16 protein-coding genes are annotated in these 15,876 nt (G+C 62.9%); 8 read left to right on the forward strand and 8 right to left on the reverse strand.

Going from position 1 to position 15,876, the window contains the following annotated elements:
* The first annotated feature begins 86 nt into the window (after positions 1 to 86).
* Positions 87 to 1,667 (forward strand): aldehyde dehydrogenase (NADP(+)), encoded by a 1,581-nt coding sequence (locus DM807_RS09895; protein ID WP_012271961.1) that lies wholly within the window; start codon positions 87 to 89, stop codon positions 1,665 to 1,667.
* A 70-nt stretch (positions 1,668 to 1,737) separates the two neighbouring features.
* Here the strand turns inward: DM807_RS09895 and DM807_RS09900 are convergent, their stop codons facing one another.
* A complete protein-coding gene (locus DM807_RS09900) occupies positions 1,738 to 2,487 on the reverse strand; it encodes a FadR/GntR family transcriptional regulator (protein WP_012271960.1) in 750 nt (249 codons plus the stop codon).
* Positions 2,488 to 2,686: 199 nt separating this feature from the next.
* Between DM807_RS09900 and DM807_RS09905 the strand changes: the two genes are divergently transcribed.
* Complete coding sequence (locus tag DM807_RS09905; protein WP_012271959.1) at positions 2,687 to 3,337, forward strand: DUF998 domain-containing protein; 651 nt, start codon at positions 2,687 to 2,689, stop codon at positions 3,335 to 3,337.
* Positions 3,338 to 3,411: 74 nt separating this feature from the next.
* Positions 3,412 to 3,741, forward strand: coding sequence for a hypothetical protein (locus tag DM807_RS09910; protein ID WP_012271958.1), 330 nt, complete (start codon positions 3,412 to 3,414; stop codon positions 3,739 to 3,741).
* 79 nt (positions 3,742 to 3,820) lie between these two features.
* Here the strand turns inward: DM807_RS09910 and DM807_RS09915 are convergent, their stop codons facing one another.
* The 3 genes from DM807_RS09915 to DM807_RS09925 form a co-directional block, all read right to left on the reverse strand.
* A complete protein-coding gene (locus tag DM807_RS09915; RefSeq protein ID WP_069943323.1) occupies positions 3,821 to 4,741 on the reverse strand; it encodes a LysR family transcriptional regulator in 921 nt (306 codons plus the stop codon).
* 41 nt (positions 4,742 to 4,782) lie between these two features.
* Positions 4,783 to 5,757, reverse strand: a complete 975-nt coding sequence (locus DM807_RS09920; protein ID WP_179027330.1) for a quinone oxidoreductase family protein — start codon at positions 5,755 to 5,757, stop codon at positions 4,783 to 4,785.
* Positions 5,758 to 5,870: 113 nt separating this feature from the next.
* Positions 5,871 to 7,085 carry a YeeE/YedE family protein gene (locus DM807_RS09925; RefSeq protein ID WP_179027331.1) on the reverse strand — a complete coding sequence of 405 codons (1,215 nt, stop codon included), beginning with the start codon at positions 7,083 to 7,085 and terminating at the stop codon, positions 5,871 to 5,873.
* Between the two features lie 138 nt (positions 7,086 to 7,223).
* Between DM807_RS09925 and DM807_RS09930 the strand changes: the two genes are divergently transcribed.
* Positions 7,224 to 8,132, forward strand: a complete 909-nt coding sequence (locus tag DM807_RS09930) for a LysR family transcriptional regulator (RefSeq protein ID WP_012271954.1) — start codon at positions 7,224 to 7,226, stop codon at positions 8,130 to 8,132.
* Here DM807_RS09930 and DM807_RS09935 read toward each other — a convergent pair whose 3' ends face one another.
* Positions 8,133 to 8,651 (reverse strand): DMT family transporter, encoded by a 519-nt coding sequence (locus DM807_RS09935; protein ID WP_012271953.1) that lies wholly within the window; start codon positions 8,649 to 8,651, stop codon positions 8,133 to 8,135.
* A gap of 202 nt (positions 8,652 to 8,853) precedes the next feature.
* Here DM807_RS09935 and DM807_RS09940 point away from each other — a divergent pair, with 202 nt between their 5' ends.
* The gene (locus DM807_RS09940; protein WP_179027332.1) at positions 8,854 to 9,618 is read left to right on the forward strand and encodes a hypothetical protein; all 765 of its coding nucleotides are present in this window, start codon (positions 8,854 to 8,856) and stop codon (positions 9,616 to 9,618) included.
* Between the two features lie 4 nt (positions 9,619 to 9,622).
* Here DM807_RS09940 and DM807_RS09945 read toward each other — a convergent pair whose 3' ends face one another.
* Positions 9,623 to 10,204 (reverse strand): hypothetical protein, encoded by a 582-nt coding sequence (locus DM807_RS09945; protein WP_012271951.1) that lies wholly within the window; start codon positions 10,202 to 10,204, stop codon positions 9,623 to 9,625.
* Positions 10,205 to 10,429: 225 nt separating this feature from the next.
* Here DM807_RS09945 and DM807_RS09950 point away from each other — a divergent pair, with 225 nt between their 5' ends.
* Positions 10,430 to 12,562, forward strand: coding sequence for a TonB-dependent receptor (locus DM807_RS09950; RefSeq protein WP_012271950.1), 2,133 nt, complete (start codon positions 10,430 to 10,432; stop codon positions 12,560 to 12,562).
* A gap of 67 nt (positions 12,563 to 12,629) precedes the next feature.
* Here DM807_RS09950 and DM807_RS09955 read toward each other — a convergent pair whose 3' ends face one another.
* Together DM807_RS09955 and DM807_RS09960 are read right to left on the reverse strand one after the other, a co-directional pair.
* Complete coding sequence (locus tag DM807_RS09955) at positions 12,630 to 13,922, reverse strand: PQQ-dependent sugar dehydrogenase (RefSeq protein WP_012271949.1); 1,293 nt, start codon at positions 13,920 to 13,922, stop codon at positions 12,630 to 12,632.
* The gene (locus tag DM807_RS09960) at positions 13,919 to 14,347 is read right to left on the reverse strand and encodes a DUF2231 domain-containing protein (protein ID WP_060515304.1); all 429 of its coding nucleotides are present in this window, start codon (positions 14,345 to 14,347) and stop codon (positions 13,919 to 13,921) included. Before DM807_RS09960 ends, DM807_RS09955 begins: the two co-directional genes overlap by 4 nt.
* Before the next feature lie 164 nt (positions 14,348 to 14,511).
* Here DM807_RS09960 and DM807_RS09965 point away from each other — a divergent pair, with 164 nt between their 5' ends.
* Both DM807_RS09965 and DM807_RS09970 read left to right on the forward strand, forming a co-directional pair.
* On the forward strand, positions 14,512 to 14,802 hold the full coding sequence (locus tag DM807_RS09965) for a hypothetical protein (protein WP_012271947.1): 291 nt from the start codon (positions 14,512 to 14,514) through the stop codon (positions 14,800 to 14,802).
* Positions 14,803 to 15,110: 308 nt separating this feature from the next.
* Positions 15,111 to 15,876 (forward strand): T6SS effector BTH_I2691 family protein (locus tag DM807_RS09970; protein ID WP_280526543.1); only part of this gene is annotated, 766 nt, incomplete at its 3' end.

Here is a 15,876-nt window from a genome sequence, read left to right on the forward strand (position 1 = left end):
AGGGCATGCTGTGGGAGCGGGCATGCCCGCTCCCACAGGTCATGCGACAACCCGCCAGATTTTCTTTCAACCTACAGGAGCACCCCATGCCTGAAATCCTCGGCCACAACTTCATCGCCGGTCAGCGCAGTGCCGCTGGTTCTCAGCGCCTGCAGAGCCTGGACGCCAGCACTGGCGAAGCCCTGCCCTTCAGCTTCGCCCAAGCTACCGAGGCCGAAGTGGACCAGGCCGCCAGCGCCGCCGCCGCCGCCTTCGCCGAATTCCGCCAACTGGCCCCGGCACGTCGTGCCGAGTTTCTCGACGCCATCGCCGCCGAACTGGACGAACTGGACGATGCCTTCGTCGCCATCGTCTGCCGCGAAACAGCCCTGCCCGCCGCCCGTATCCAGGGCGAGCGCGGCCGCACCAGTGGGCAGATGCGCCTGTTCGCCCAGGTACTGCGTCGCGGCGACTTCCTCGGCGCGCGCATCGACCTGGCACTGCCCGCACGCCAACCCCTGCCACGCGTAGACCTGCGCCAGATGCGCATCGGTGTCGGCCCGGTCGCTGTGTTTGGCGCCAGCAACTTCCCGCTGGCCTTCTCCACCGCTGGCGGTGATACCGCCGCAGCCCTGGCCGCCGGCTGCCCGGTGGTGTTCAAGGCGCACAGCGGCCACATGGCCACCGCCGACCTGGTTGCTTGCGCCATCGTGCGCGCTGCCGAACGTACCGGCATGCCCAAAGGCGTGTTCAACATGGTATTCGGAGGCGGCGTGGGCGAGTGGCTGGTCAAGCACCCAGCCATCCAGGCCGTTGGCTTCACCGGCTCGCTGAAAGGCGGTGACGCTCTGTGCCGCATGGCCGCCGAGCGCCCGCAGCCAATCCCGGTGTTCGCCGAGATGTCCAGCATCAACCCGGTCATCATCCTGCCGGGCGCCCTGGCCAAGCGTGGCGAGGCCATTGCTCGCGAACTGGCCGGCTCTGTGTGCATGGGTGCCGGGCAGTTCTGCACCAACCCGGGCCTGGTGATCGGGCTGCAGTCGCCGCAGTACAACCAGTTACTGGCCGACCTTGGCCAGCATCTGGACCAACAGGCCGGGCAAACCATGCTCAACGCGGGAGGCCTGCGCAGCTACGTTGGCGGCCTGGAGCACCTGCATGCCCATAGTGGTATCCAGCACCTGGCCGGCCAGAAGCAGGAAGGCAGCCAGGCCCGCGCCCAGCTGTTCAAGGCCGATGCAGGCCTGCTGGTCCAGTCTGACCCGCTGCTGCAGGAAGAAGTGTTCGGCCCCACCACCGTGGCCGTAGCAGTGCAGGACGACGAACAACTGCGCGCCGCCCTGCTCGGCCTGCGTGGCCAGTTGACCGCTACCCTGATCGGCGAAGCGGAAGATTTCGAGGCCTACGCGTGGTTGGTGCCACTGCTGGAGGAGAAAGTCGGGCGGATCCTGATCAATGGCTACCCGACCGGTGTCGAAGTGTGTGATGCCATGGTTCACGGCGGGCCTTACCCTGCGACCTCGGATGCGCGTGGCACCTCGGTCGGCACCTTGGCCATCGACCGCTTCCTGCGCCCGGTGTGCTACCAGAACTATCCGCAGGCGTTGCTGCCCGAAGCACTGCGCGATGGCAACCCGCTGGGGCTGCGTCGGCTGGTGAACGGGCAATGGAGCGAGGAGGTGATCTGACGGGTTGCCTGAAACAAGAAAGCCCCGCACATGGCGGGGCTTTCTTTTGGCTGTACCGGCGACAAATGGCTCAGGCCCCTTGTGCCTCAGCCGCCTCATGCGCCTGACGCAAGCGCTCGCGGCTGTTGCTCAGGTGCATACGCATGGCCATCTTCGCCCCTTCGCTGTCCTGCCGGGCAATCGCTTCATAGATCGCCTCGTGCTCATGCATCAACCGGCTCATGTAATGCGCCTGATCATCATGGGCCAGCCGCGCCGAATTCAGCCGGGTGCGCGGAATGATGCTGGTACCCAGGTGGTTGATGATATCGGCGAAGTAGTGGTTACCGCTGGCCTGGGCGATGCGCAAGTGGAACTGGAAGTCCGCCGACACCGCATCAGTGGCATGGGCGGCCCCTTCGTTGAGTTCGTCCAGCGCCGCCCGCATACCAGCCAGCGCTTCATCACTGCGCCGCTGCGCCGCCAGCCCAGCGGACTCGATCTCCAGGGCAATGCGCAACTCCAGCACCGCCAGCACTTCGCGCAGGGTGACCACAGTGGCCGGGTCGATGCGAAAGCCCCCGGTTGCCGGTGCATCCAGCACGAAGGTGCCGATGCCATGACGGGTCTCTACCTGCCCGGCAGCCTGCAGCCGCGAGATCGCCTCACGCACCACGGTGCGGCTGACGCCCTCTTCGGCCATGATCTGCGATTCGGTCGGCAGCTTGTCGCCGCGCTTGAGCTGGCCACTGCGAATGCGCTCGGTCAGCACTGTGACCAGTTCCTGGGCCAGACTGCGCGGCTTGCGCCGGGTCCTTGCCTGTACCTGCTGCTCTGTCATTGCCCTGTATTTCACCTTGAAAGACAGCGCTCATCATAGCGCAAGCGGTTGTACGATCACATACACCCGGTGCGGTATTTATTGCTCACCTTTGAAGGCCCCCAGCCCAGGAAAAACCCACAGAAGCACTGGCTCAAGCCCCGCGCAAGCCTGTACTGTGCGCCCTCACGCTCACTCATCCATGGAAGGACACCGCAGCATGAAAACCCTCGACCGCCTGTTGCTCGGCAGCGGCCTGCTGATACCCCTCTGGCTGTTGGCAGGGGTATGGCTCACCGCCCTGGCGTACCCCGGCTACGACCACCTGCAACAGGCCATGAGCCAGCTGGGTGCGACAGGCTCGCCAACCCACAGCTGGTCGCCACTGCTCAACAATTTTCCCTTGGCCGGGTTGTTCGGCCTGTTTGCCTGGGGCCTCGCCCGACGCTGGCGTGGCTCGAAGCTGGCGCTGCTGAGTGCCGGCCTGGTGTTGCTGCATGGCATCGGCAGCCTGGGAACCGGGTGGTTCCCTTGCGATCAGGGTTGCGCACCGACACAGCCATCCACCGCCCAGCAACTGCATAACCTGTCCGGCTTGCTGATGTTCCTCTCCCTGACCGTTGCCAGCGCCCTCTGGGCATGGCAGGGCAGCCGCATTGCTGGCTCGCCTGCATTTGCGCTGTTTTCTCTGGTCTGTGTAGTGCTGGCGATCGTCACCGTCATACTGATGGGCCAGGCGGCCCAAAGCGGCCAGCTGTTCGGCCTGTATCAGCGCCTGAACTATGGTGTGTCGGTGATCTGGGTCGCCAGCCTGGCGTGGATCAGCCTGCGCAAGCCTGCTGCCAGCCCGCTGCGCATGGCCATATTCTGACGGCAAATTGCTGGCCCCCAGCCACTGAAAGTGAAGGCAAACTCTTTTTCCTTTCAGACGCTTAGGACAGCAACATGCGAGTACTTCTAGCAACGATGGCCGGCTGCCTGCTGGCCACGCTCGCTTTCAGCGCCCAGGCCCGCGCACTGAGCCAGAACGATCGCCACACCTGCGGCTGGGGTGCGCAGATAGCCGCCGAGGCCCAGCAGGCCAAGCTTTCCGGGGTAACCCTGTATGCCACGCGCAAGAAGCTGCAGGTACGCAAATTCCCCAAACCGTGGATGCGCATGACCGCCTTTGGCATTACCGAGCAGACCTACAATAGCCGCTCGCGACTCAAGCCTGCCGCGATCAAGCAGACCTACTACGAGCAGTGTGTTCAGCATGCTGTAGCAAAAAGATAATTACTTATTTATCAATAAGTTATTAAGTAAACATAAAGTCATGTAGGCGTAACCTTGTGCTGCGCCTACAAAGACCGCTTCAGGGCCGCCAAGGGGCGCCGCCCTTGAAACGGTCCTCCAGCCAGGCCTTGAAGGCGCCCAGGGCCGCTGTATTCAGGCGTGCGGTGGGTCGCACCAGGTAGATGCCCGCCGCCACGTCCAATTGCCATTGCGGCAGCACCCGTACTAGGTTGCCGCTGGCCAGGTCCTCGCCCATCAGCCAGTCGCCACCCGCCAAAATTCCTACACCGCGGCGCGCTGCCTCCAGCAGCGCTTCGTTGTCATTGCTGCGCAGGCTACCGGTAACCTTGACGTTTACCTGATGCGCGCCGCTCTTCAGGCGCCATTCAGGAAATGATCGTAAACCACTGAAACCTAAACAATTATGCTCAGGCAATTGTTCCGGCTCCGCAGGCACCCCATGCCGAGCGAGGTACTGAGGCGATGCGCACAGGATGCGTACGTGATCGCATAATTTCCTCGCCACCAGTCGATTGTCCGCTAGCTCACCAATGCGAATCGCGGCGTCGAAGCCCTCGCCGATCAGGTCAACGAAACGGTCGGCGTACTCGGTCTCCACCGTCACTTGCGGGTAGGCCAGCACAAAGTCGGCAAGCATCCCGCTTAACCAGCGCCTGCCCATGGCCGCCGGTAACGCCAGACGCAGGCGCCCACGCACCGTTGCAGCGCCTTCGGCAGCCTCCTGCTCCGCTTCGGCAATCAGCCGGCTTGCCTCGCGTACCTTGGCTACCAGCCGCTGTCCCTCATCGGTAAAGCGCAACTGCCGCGTGCTGCGCTCCACCAGGCGAATGCCCAGCCGCGTTTCCAGTGAGCTCAGGCGTTTCGACAGCACCGTGGGGTGGCGCTCCAGTTGTCGCCCGGCAGCAGCAAACGAGCCCTGCTCATGCAAGGCCAGCAAAGTGGCAAGTTCATCGGCGCGGCGGCTGTCGAAGGCATCCATGGCAAGGCTCGGCTCAGGGCAGTGGGGTCAAGGATCGGGCATCAGGCAGTCAGTACCAACGCGCCCTCCGACCGCCCTTGCTCCAGGTCCCCGTGGGCCTTGGCTGCGTCAGCCAGCGGGTAGCGACGCCACACCCGAGGCTGGATGATACCCTCGGCGACGGCCGTCAGCACATCGGCCGCACGCTGCTGGTACTCCTCGACCGTGCGGGTGTGGGCCGCTAACGACGGCCGGGTCAGGTACAACGAGCCCTTGGCATTGAGCGTGGCCACCTCGACAGCCGCCGGTGCACCGGAGGTGCCACCGAACGACACCAACAGGCCGCGCACTCGCAGGCTGTCCAGCGAAGCCTCCAGCGACACCTTGCCCACGCAGTCATACACCACATCCACCCCTTGCCCTTGGGTCAGCTTGCGCACCTGGCTGGCCAAGGTTGCCGCGTCGAACACCAGCACATGCTGGCAGCCTGCTGCCTGTGCCCTCGCCACACTTTGCGGGCGCGACACCACGCCGATCACCGTCGCCCCCAGGTGCCGCGCCCAAGGTGCCATCAGCTGGCCCAAGGCACCGGCTGCGCCGTATAGCAGCACTTGTGTACCCGGCCCCACGGCAAAGGTGGTTTTCAACAAGTATTGCGCCGTAATGCCCTTGAACAGCACCGCTGCGGCGGCTTCGTCCTCCAGCTGCGGCGGCAGCTTGACCAGCCGTTCGGCCGGGAACAGCCGGCCGCTGGCATAAGCGCCGACCGGCCCCATCGCATAGGCGACCCGGTCGCCGACCTGCACGTTGCGAACCCCATCGCCGAGGGCAGTGACCCTACCTGCACCTTCCAGCCCCAGGCCTGACGGCAATGCCAGCCCTGCCCCACCCTTGCGCTGCAACACGTCCAGCGGGTTCACACCCATGGCGGTCTGTTCCAGCCAGACCTGCCCAGGCCCTGGAGTTTGCGCCGCCATGTGTTCGAGCTGCATGACATCGGCAGTGCCGGTGCCATTGAGAATGATGCGGGTAACCATGATCGAATCCTGCTGGATGAGTGTTCGAATCAGGCTAATCAGGTAGGAAACGTTGAACAATCAGGCGAGGTGCAGATGATTTCTGCACCCCTTGCAGCAATCAAATCAGTGCTTCAGCACCCGCTCAGTACCGCAGGGCGCCGCTCACCAGCGAAAAACAGCGGGCGCAGGCGCACGCCGACCAGGTTGCCAGCATAGGCCGCCACCAGCCACAGCCAGCCATGCACGCTGCCCGAGGCGATACCGCTGAAATACGCACCGATGTTGCACCCGTACGCCAGGCGCGAACCGTAGCCCAGCAGCAGGCCGCCAATCACTGCGGCCACCAGCGACGGCAGCGGGATCTTCAGGCTTGGCGCAAAGCGCCCGGCCAGGCCCGCCGCCAGCAACGCCCCCAGCACGATACCCAGGTCCATCACTGTGGTGATGTCCTGCCACAACGGCGCCGCCAAGGCCTTGGCATTGGCCGGAGCCTGCCAGAACACCCAACTGCCGACCTCCACGCCCAACCCGTTGAGCACCTTGGCCCCCCACAGGGCGAACGCCGAGGTAATGCCCCATGGCCGCCCCGCCAGCGCCAAGGTCGCGTAGTTCAACAAGGCCAGGGCGACAGCGCCCCACAGCAATGGCCAAGGACCACGCAGGAAGCGGCGCAGGCCCTGGTGTTCGCTGGCAACCGGCGCCTCAAGCGCGCCATGCCGGCGTTTTTCCAGCACCACGGTGGCCCAGGCGATCAACCCGAATACCGCCAGGCTAACCAACAGCGCAGGCCCTACCCCCCAAGCTTGCACGATCGAGGTGGCCGGGAACGACGGCAAGGCGAACCACCAATCAGCGTGATGGGTAGCGCTGACCGAGCCGATGATGAAGAACAGCAGGGTTACCAACATGCGCGCATTACCACCACCCACAGTGAACAGCGTGCCCGATGCGCAACCGCCGCCCAGCTGCATGCCGATGCCGAAAATGAACGCCCCGAACACCACAGAGACACCCGCCGGGGCTACCAGACCGGTGACCGGGTTACCGAACAGGCTACCTGCCGAAAGCGCCGGGAAGAACAGCAGCACGGCCAAGGTCAGCATGACCATCTGTGCGCGCAGGCCTGCGCCACGTCGCTCGTTGATGAACACTCGCCAGGCCGAAGTGAAACCGAAGGCGGCGTGATACAGCGTCAGACCAAGCGCGGCGCCGACCACCAGCAACAAAACCTGCTTGAAGCCGGCATTGAAGTTGAGGAACCAGGCGCCAGCCAGCAGCAAGGCCAAGGCGATAAAAGGTGCGCCAAGGCGACGCGGTTCGGGTGTGGCAGTTGCGGAAAGACCCATCGGAATACTCGGATAACAGTAAAACGGACGGGGAGTATAACGCTAGACAGGTCGGCGCAGCCCTTTGTGGGGGCCATGTGGCCACATCATTTGTTAAGCTGATTCACGCCTTTGAATTCTTACAGGATCATTCACTCCATGGATGAGCTGCGCAAGATCGACCTCAACCTACTGCTCGCCTTGCACGCCCTGCTCAGCGAAAAGCACGTGACCCGCGCCGCGCTGCGCCTGCACCGCAGTCAACCGGCAGTCAGCCACGCCCTGGCGCAGTTGCGTAAACACTTCGACGACCCGTTGCTGGTACGCCAAGGCGGCGGCATGGCCCTCAGCGCCCGCGCCCAGTCACTGGCCCAACCCCTGCAAGATGCCCTGGGCAACCTCAACGGCCTGCTGGCTACCCCGTTGTTCGAACCCGCCAGGGCCCAGCGCCGTTTCCGGCTGTCACTGTCTGACTATTCCTCGCGCCTTATCCTGCCGCCTCTGCTACGCCATCTGCGCCAGGTAGCACCCGGGGTGGACCTGGCCATCAGCCAGGCCAGCCGCGAAACGATGCTGGCCCAGTTGCTCGACGGCGAACTGGACCTGGCCCTGGGCCTGTTCCCAGACCTGCCCCAGGACATCACCGCCCAGCCCCTGTTTGCCGACCGTTTCATCAGTGTTGCCGATCGCCAGGTATTGCCCCCTCGCGGTGATCTGGCCCTGGAAGACTGGCTGGCACGCCCCCATGTGTTGATGGCCATGCGCCCGGATGCCTTCGATGAAATCGAGCGTGCACTGGCCGCCCAAGGCCTGCGCCGTCGTATTGCCTTGGCCTTGCCACACTGGAGCGCGGCAGTCGAAGTGCTGGCTGGCACCGATCTGATCCTGACGGTGGCCAGCCGCGCTGTAGGGTCGTTACGCCAACACAAGACACTGCGCCAGTTCACGCCGCCACTGGCTATTCCCTCATTCGACTACCAGCAGGCCTGGCACAGCCGCAAGGACAGCGACCCTGGGCACCGCTGGCTGCGCGAAACCGTGTGGGCCTGCAGCCAGCCAGGGCGCTGATCAGTTTTCCTGCTGCTTCACCGGTACCGTGGAATCGGCCGATGGCGCCGGCGCCCAAGTACCCTGCACCAGCAGCACGCCGCACAGGATTAGCACTACACCCGCTACCCTGGCCAGGCTGAGCGGCTTACCGCCCAGCCCCATTACCCCGAAGTGGTCGGCGAGCACCGCTGTGATGATCTGCCCGGCCACCACCAGCACCAGGAACCCCGCCGCGCCCAGTTTGGGAGTAAGTGCTGCGGCACCGGCCACATACATCGCCCCCAGCACTCCCCCGACCCAAAGCCACCAAGGCCCCTGCAGGGCCTTGCCTAGGTCTGGCACTGGCACTCTGAGGATCAACAGCGCGGCGACAACCACCAGCGAACTCACCGTCAACGACGTGAATGCCCCCCACAGCCAGTGCCCCAACGCCCGGCCGACGGCGGCATTACCTGCGGCCTGGAACGGCAAAACTGCCCCGGCTAGCAACGCCAGGGCAAAGGGAAGCACCAGAAGACACAGGGTTTTACTGAACATGGCAATCCTCATCGCTGACCAATATTCACGCCATGATCGAAAATTCCCCACACTTATGGAAATCGAAAACATGCACGCACACTACTCGCCAGGCGCATGAATAGATACGTTCTCTACCTATTGAGCTAGGCTCCTGTCCCGTCGCGACACCCAAGGGCCTCGCTACGAGCAAACCTAAAGCTGATGTGATGGAACACATTCGATGACAGATGAACGCAAAACCCTGCTTGATCGAGGGCAGTTACCAACCCGCAACCTCGCCGAATGCCTGGCGGTGGACCAGAGAGCCCTGGTCGGCTCGTTGGCCCCCCTGCTGCCAGCCACGCTCATCGACGATTTGACCGCCTGCGCTGAAGACACAGCCTCGTTGGGCCTGTCGAAGAAGATCGCAGCCATCGGGCTGGCGCTGGGGCAATGGTTGGAGCAGGCCGCCTCGCCGATGCGCGAGCAAGTGCTGGCGCAGTGCAGCTCGCATGCTTCCGATACCGTGCGCAGCTGGGCGGCCTTCGCCCAAGCGCATTTATCGCGCACGCAACTGCTGGAGCCTGCACTGCTGGCGCAGTTGCGATTCGCTCGCGATGAGCATTTTGGCGTACGCGAGTGGGCGTGGATGGCCTTGCGCCCACGCCTGGCCCAAGAACTGGACGCAGCCCTCGCACTGCTCGGGCCTTACGCCGGCGACCTGAACCCGCTGGTAAGGCGCTTCTGCATCGAGGTGCTACGCCCACGTGGGGTGTGGTGCGAGCACATCAACGCACTCAAGCAAACGCCTGAAGCGGCTGAGCCGCTGCTGGTACCGCGCCTGGCAGAAGCTGACAAATACGCTCAGGACTCGGTCGCCAACTGGCTCAATGACGCCAGCAAGACCCGCCCGGATTGGGTGATCCAGCTGTTCGTGCGCCATCCGCCGTCATGCAAGGCATCACGACGGATACATACACGGGCAACCCGCAGCCTACCTCGATGAATGCTCAGCGCGAGGTTTCAATGCGCAGCACTTCGGTGTAGATCGCGTCGACCGTCTGGCCAACCTTGAGGTTCTTCATGCGCGCCTGCAGGTCTGGGTTCTCGACCTTGACGACCTGCAGCTTGCCCTCTGGTGGCAGCAGGCTCACCTCATGCTGCTTGAGGTCGATCTTCTTGATCTGCGAAGTGACCCTGACCTGGCGGAATGCCTCGCCACCCGGGTTGGGGTTTTGCGCAGTGGCGCGAATGGTCCCCGACTCCTCACTGGCCTTCGGCGCCCCACCCACATTGGTGTTGAGCACATAAGCCACGGCACGGGTGACGAAGATATCGACCTGGTCGCCCACTTTGAGATTAGGCAGGGCCTTGGCCTTTTCCGTGAGCTGGAACGTCACATCCTTCTTGTTATCAGGGCCCTTCACCGTCACCTGGCGGTTGGCCAGGTCGATGGCTGTGACTTGCGTGGTGACGTGGCTTTCCAGTGCCTCGCTGGCAATCGGGATATCAGCAGCGTGTGCCGTGAGGCTGGCAGCGGAAACCAGTGTGGCCAAGGCAACTGCACGAGCGAGAGAACGAATCGGGTTCATAGGCCTGCTTCCATGTGATCAAGACCAAAAAAGGGCGCGAAAGGCTCACGCGCCAACAAGCATAGACGTTGCCCACCACCCTGCCCGCACACATCCGCTGCGACCGGTTTCGCCTCCTTCTCGCCACCCCACGCTTGTAATAGCAAATGCGAACTCTTTACACTTGCTTTACATTTACAAATCATTACTATTCGTGACCTCGAAAACAACAAAGAGTCACCTGTAATGGCAAAAAGGTCTGTTGCCCCAGCATCCATTTCCATGCTGGGCCTGCTGGTTGTGCCTGCTGTTCACGCTGCCGTTCAAACCCAAGCGCAGGGTAGCCTCGCCCTGCCCGCCACTGCCGTCACCAGCGCCTACGAGCAGCAAAGCTACAAGGCCAGTGAAAGCCGCAGCGCCATGAAGATCGACGCGCCGCTGCGTGATATCCCGCAAACCGTCAACGTCGTGCCCGAAAGCGTAATCAAGGATCAGGGCGCGCAGTCCATGGAGGACGTGCTGAAGAACGTGCCCGGCATCGGCCTGTCCAACGGCGACGGCCAGCGCGACCAGGTGACCATCCGCGGCTTCAGCGCCATTGGCGACATGTACATTGACGGCGTGCGCGACGATGCCCTGTACTTCCGTGACCTGTCCAACGTCGAGCGTGTCGAGGTGATCAAGGGCCCAGCCGCCGTGCTGTATGGCCGTGGCTCTTCGGGCGGGCTGATCAACAGCATCAGCAAGAAGCCAAGCTTCACGCCCAAGCGCGAAGTGGGCATGAGCTTCGACAGCGAAGGCAAACGCCGCACGCAGTTCGACACCGGTTGGGCCGACCCGCAAAGCAACCAGGCCTACCGCGTGACCGGCGCCTTCGAAGACAGCGACACCTTCCGCGACGATGGCTATATCGACCGCAAGGCCATCGCGCCGTCGGCCTACTTCCGCCTCTCGGACGACCTGGAACTGAACCTGGGCGCCACCTACCTGTACGACAAGCGCCTGATCGACTTCGGCATCCCGGCCCTGGGCAACCGCCCGGTGGATGTCGATCGCGACAAGCGCTTCGGCTCTGGCGATGCCGACCAGGACTACGCCCGCAGCGAGGTGTTCTCGCTGACCGCCAGCCTGGACTACCGCATCAACGACAGCTTCACGCTGACCAACACCAGCCGTTACTACCGCTACGACCTGGACCGCAACAACACCCTGGCCGACAGCAGCCCGACACGCTTCGTCACTGCGCCCAACGGCGAATTGCTGGTCAAGCTCAACCGTGGCAACGTTGCCCGTGACGAGTACGGTGTATTCAACCAGACCGAACTCAAGCAGCAGGCGCAAGTGGCCGGCATGCAGCACAACCTGCTGTATGGCGTGGAAGTGGGCTTGCAGGACAAGTACCAGCGCGTGCTGAGCCAAAACAATGTGGCCCAGGTGCCGGTGTACCGCGACGCCCTGGTGCCGGTGCCAGACCATGCCGCCAACCTGTCGTCCAAAGGCACCAACTTCCAGCAGACCACCGGTTTGTACCTGCAGGACATGATCGAGCTTAACGAGCACTGGAAGGCCCTGGTGGGTGTGCGTTATGACATCTTCGGCCAGGAGTACGACGACGACCGCGTGCAGAACGTCGACCTCGACCGCACCGACAAGACCTGGAGCCCGCGCGCCGGCCTGGTCTATCAGCCGGACACCATCCAGTCCTACTACGTGTCGGTCAGCCGCAGCTACCAGCCTTCGGGCGAAGTGTTCGCGGTCAGCCCGACCAACCAGCATCTGGAGCCGGAAGAAACCACCAACTATGAAATCGGCGCCAAATGGGACCTGCTCGACAGCCGCCTGTCGCTGACCGCTGCGGTGTTCCGCCTTGAGCGCACCAACATGAAGACTGCCGACCCGGCCAACCCCAACCTGACCGTACTGGCGGGCGAGCAACGTACCGATGGTTTCGAAGCCACCGTCAGCGGGCAGCTCTCGGACAAGTGGCAAGTCTACGCCGGTTACGCCTACCTGGATGCCGAGATCACCAAGTCGAACAGCAAGACCAATGGCGTGGCCAATGAAGGCCAGACCCCTACGCTGACGCCGCGTAACAGCGCCAACATCTGGCTGGTGCGCACCCTGACCCCAGAGTGGCGCGTGGCTGCCGGTGCCAACTACGTCGACGAGCGCTACACCGCGCTCGACAACGTAGTGGTGATGCCGGGCTACACCACCTTCGACGCCGCACTGCTGTACAGCGTGCCGCAGTGGGATGCCGCGCTGCGCCTGAAGAACGCCTTCGACCGTGACTACTATGCCTCGGCGCACGGCTCGGTGGACCTGGTTACGCCAGGGGCACCACGGACGCTGGAAGCCAGCTTCAACTACCGCTTCTGAAGCGCTGCGCGATCCGTGTAGACGCTGTCGCGCAAGCCCAGCGGATCGCGCAACCCCGGTAGTTCATTCAGCGATTGCGCGTCACCCGCCAAACCGTATTCGCCAAATCATCGGCAATGATCAACGCCCCACGGGGGTCCACTGTCACCCCCACCGGCCGTCCACGGGTCTTGCCATCCTCACCTCGGAACCCCGTGGCGAAGTCGATCGGCTCTCCCGCAGGCTTGCCATTGCTGAACGGCACGAAAATCACCTTGTAGCCCACCGGGTCAGGTCGGTTCCAGCTGCCGTGCTCGCCCACGAAGACACCGTCGGAAAACCCATCCCCCATGGCCGGTATCGAGAAGTCGACACCCAGGGCAGCCACATGCGAGCCCAGGCTGTAATCCGGCTTGATCGCCGCTGCCACCTTGCCTGGGTTCTGCGGCCGCACCCGGTCATCCACGTTCTGTCCCCAGTAGCTGTAAGGCCAACCATAGAAGCCGCCCTCACGCACCGATGTGAGGTAATCCGGCACCAGGTCGGGGCCCAGTTCATCCCGCTCGTTGACCACCGTCCACAACTGCCCGGTCTGCGGCTGAATGGTCAATGCCGTCGGATTGCGCAGGCCGGTGGCGTAGGGCCGGTGCGCACCGGTTTCGGCATCGACCTGCCAGACCATGGCCCGATCGATCTCGACCTCCAGGCCGCGCTCGGTGATATTGCTGTTCGAGCCTATGCCCACGTACAGGTAACGACCATCCGGGCTGATGGTCAGCGCCTTGGTCCAGTGGTGGTTGATCTCGGCCGGCAGGTCGGTGACCTTGGTGGGCGAGCCTTCGGCCTGGGTCTGGCCTTCCTTGTAGTCGAAGCGCACCAGCGCATCCTGGTTGGCCACATACAGCTTGCCGTCGGCAAACGCCAAGCCGTAGGGGGCGTTGAGGTTTTCCGCGAACACGGTCTGCACCTCATAGGTGCCATCGCCGTCGGCATCACGCAGCAAGGTCAGGCGGTTGCCGCCCTTTACCTGCGTGTTGCCCTTGGCCTTGATCTGGCTGGCAATCACGTCCTTGGGCTTGAGCTTGGCCGCACTGCCACCCCTGCCCTCGGCTACCAGAATGTCACCATTGGGCAGCACCAGGCTCTGCCGCGGAATCTTCAGGTCAGTGGCAATGGCCGTGACGCTGAAACCCTCCGGCACGGTCGGTTTCTGTTCACCCCAGGCAACCGGCTGCGCAATCTTCATGCTCGGCAGCAAGCCGCGCTGCGGCTCCGGCAGCTTCGGGTCTGGGCCGTGGGCCTGGGTCGGCTCACCGTCGCCACCACAGGCACCAAGCGCCAGCGTCAGGCTCAACAGGGTCAATGCATGTAAAGGCTTCATGCCGCACCCCCTGAACGCAGATTACTCAAACCGGTCCATGCAGCCGCTACCGCAAGCACGGTTACGATCACCGACAACACCAGTCCCGACGGCATCACTGCCCAAGCATCCTTGGCATGCTCAAACGCATTGACCAGCCCAAGCAGCCAGGTCACCAGCAGCAGCGCGAAGTAAAGCGTTGCGCGCCCGCCCTTGTGCTCGGCGCGGATCAGGTTGGCCAACGCGAAGAGCAGTGCCAGCCCGCAGAACACCAAAGCACCGGCGATCAGCCAGGCGGCGAAGTTACTCCACTGGATTTGATAACTGTTGTAGTAGGCGATATCGCTCAGTAGCGCACCCAGAAACAACGGCACACTGCCGGCCAGCAACAAGGCGTGCAGCGGGCTGGGTGTACAGCGGTAGAAGGTTTGGTCAGATGTGGTCACGGTGCCTCCTTTTCATTCAGTGACCCGGGGCTGATGGGCTTGTACCATCAGTTGAGCGCAGGGTGCGCTTAGCAAAGGAGCCCCTTGACGCCGCGATAGTTCACCGTTTGGCTTGAATGAAATATCCTGCAAGGCATTTGCCGCCAAGCGGACAAGGGGATCACATGCGCAGACAACCGATACGCCCAATCGAGTCCTGGGTGCTGAACACCCTGCTAGCCCTCAGCCTGGCGCTCACCGCTGGCTGCTCCAGCAAACCCCGCTACGCCACACCTGCGGTGGGCTCCAACTGCTTCGCCAAAGCCGTCCCCACGACCGGCGAGGGTGGCCTGGCCTGGGGCAATACCCTCAGCATTGCCCGTCAGAAGTCGATGAACAACTGCATACGCTATGCCAGTCGCTCGGGAGGCACACCGAGAACTTGCCAAGTCGTCATGGCCAAGTGCAAAAACTGAATAACTGTATAACTACAAACCCTTTAAGTAAGGCGAATCCTACAAGCTAGTTATAAATCTCCACGCAACAGTGAAGTACAAATAAATCCAAATAAAATATTACACTTTCAGTCTCGACCAAAAAGAAGAAATCGAGGCATTGTATTTCGCTCATCGCCCCACAAGCCAAACACTCTATCAACTCCAAATAACAAGTAAGATATTTCCTACAACATAGTTATCAGCCAATCATCCTTCAGTCTTTTCTGTACTGGAACAGGCCTCTCTACACCTGTCTGAAACGGCTGCTCTCCGAGCAAGGAACTCTCATGAGCAATGCCTCCGTAAGCAGTGCAACCTCTGGTCCCGCCTGCAGTGCACGCATCCCCATCCTGCCAGTGCGCTATGCCATCGTGCCGCGCACCGGCGACTCCCCCGCCTACCGCTATGCCGACGCAGGCCTCAACCTCGAACAAGGCTTCGCCCCACTGCAACACTCCGCCTACACCCTCCGCGCCCTGCGTCAGGGCTATGTCTACGTGTTCATGAAAGGCCCTCTGGGCGAAAAGCTGGTCATTCATGAGTACGTTGGCGCAGGCCTTTACAAGGAGCTGCGCTACAAAGGGCTGGAGAACTACCACCTGCGTGAGCGCTACCTCTCCAGCCGCACCCTGGGCTGGGTGTGGGCCGATACCTGCCCCGATACCGCCAAGGAAGTGTGGATCGGCTACAGCCCGCACCTGTGGACCAACGCCATGACCGCCCGCATCACCGGTTCGCCAGCCCTGCGCAAGCGGCACATGCGCCAGCTGGACATGGCCGAGTTGGTGAGCGGCAACCAGGCCCCGTCCACCCAGACCCATGTGTTGCCAGTGAGCGCCCTGCAAACCTGGGTCGAAGACTTCAAGCCAACTGAGCGGCGCATGCCGCTGACCTGGAGCAGCGACCCGGTCAGCGAAACCCTGCCTATCGGCAACCTCGTCGCCATGGCGCGGCACTACCCCTACACCCAGCCGAAAGTGCCGGTGGTGGTCGCGCTTGCCGACGCCGAAGGCATGGCCCTGGACCTGAGCCTGTCGGTCTCGGCCTACCAGC

The organism is Pseudomonas hunanensis (assembly GCF_013393325.1).
GTDB classification, from domain to species: domain Bacteria; phylum Pseudomonadota; class Gammaproteobacteria; order Pseudomonadales; family Pseudomonadaceae; genus Aquipseudomonas; species Aquipseudomonas putida_P.

Coding starts and splice junctions, on each gene's coding strand:
- DM807_RS09900 (WP_012271960.1), bottom strand. CDS start 2,487: ATGACAGAGCAGCAGGTACAGGCAAGGACCCGGCGCAAGCCGCGCAGT.
- DM807_RS09955 (WP_012271949.1), bottom strand. CDS start 13,922: ATGAAGCCTTTACATGCATTGACCCTGTTGAGCCTGACGCTGGCGCTT.
- DM807_RS09925 (WP_179027331.1), bottom strand. CDS start 7,085: ATGGGTCTTTCCGCAACTGCCACACCCGAACCGCGTCGCCTTGGCGCA.
- DM807_RS09940 (WP_179027332.1), top strand. CDS start 8,854: ATGACAGATGAACGCAAAACCCTGCTTGATCGAGGGCAGTTACCAACC.
- DM807_RS09945 (WP_012271951.1), bottom strand. CDS start 10,204: ATGAACCCGATTCGTTCTCTCGCTCGTGCAGTTGCCTTGGCCACACTG.
- DM807_RS09905 (WP_012271959.1), top strand. CDS start 2,687: ATGAAAACCCTCGACCGCCTGTTGCTCGGCAGCGGCCTGCTGATACCC.
- DM807_RS09920 (WP_179027330.1), bottom strand. CDS start 5,757: ATGGTTACCCGCATCATTCTCAATGGCACCGGCACTGCCGATGTCATG.
- DM807_RS09915 (WP_069943323.1), bottom strand. CDS start 4,741: ATGGATGCCTTCGACAGCCGCCGCGCCGATGAACTTGCCACTTTGCTG.
- DM807_RS09930 (WP_012271954.1), top strand. CDS start 7,224: ATGGATGAGCTGCGCAAGATCGACCTCAACCTACTGCTCGCCTTGCAC.
- DM807_RS09910 (WP_012271958.1), top strand. CDS start 3,412: ATGCGAGTACTTCTAGCAACGATGGCCGGCTGCCTGCTGGCCACGCTC.
- DM807_RS09950 (WP_012271950.1), top strand. CDS start 10,430: ATGGCAAAAAGGTCTGTTGCCCCAGCATCCATTTCCATGCTGGGCCTG.
- DM807_RS09895 (WP_012271961.1), top strand. CDS start 87: ATGCCTGAAATCCTCGGCCACAACTTCATCGCCGGTCAGCGCAGTGCC.
- DM807_RS09965 (WP_012271947.1), top strand. CDS start 14,512: ATGCGCAGACAACCGATACGCCCAATCGAGTCCTGGGTGCTGAACACC.
- DM807_RS09935 (WP_012271953.1), bottom strand. CDS start 8,651: ATGTTCAGTAAAACCCTGTGTCTTCTGGTGCTTCCCTTTGCCCTGGCG.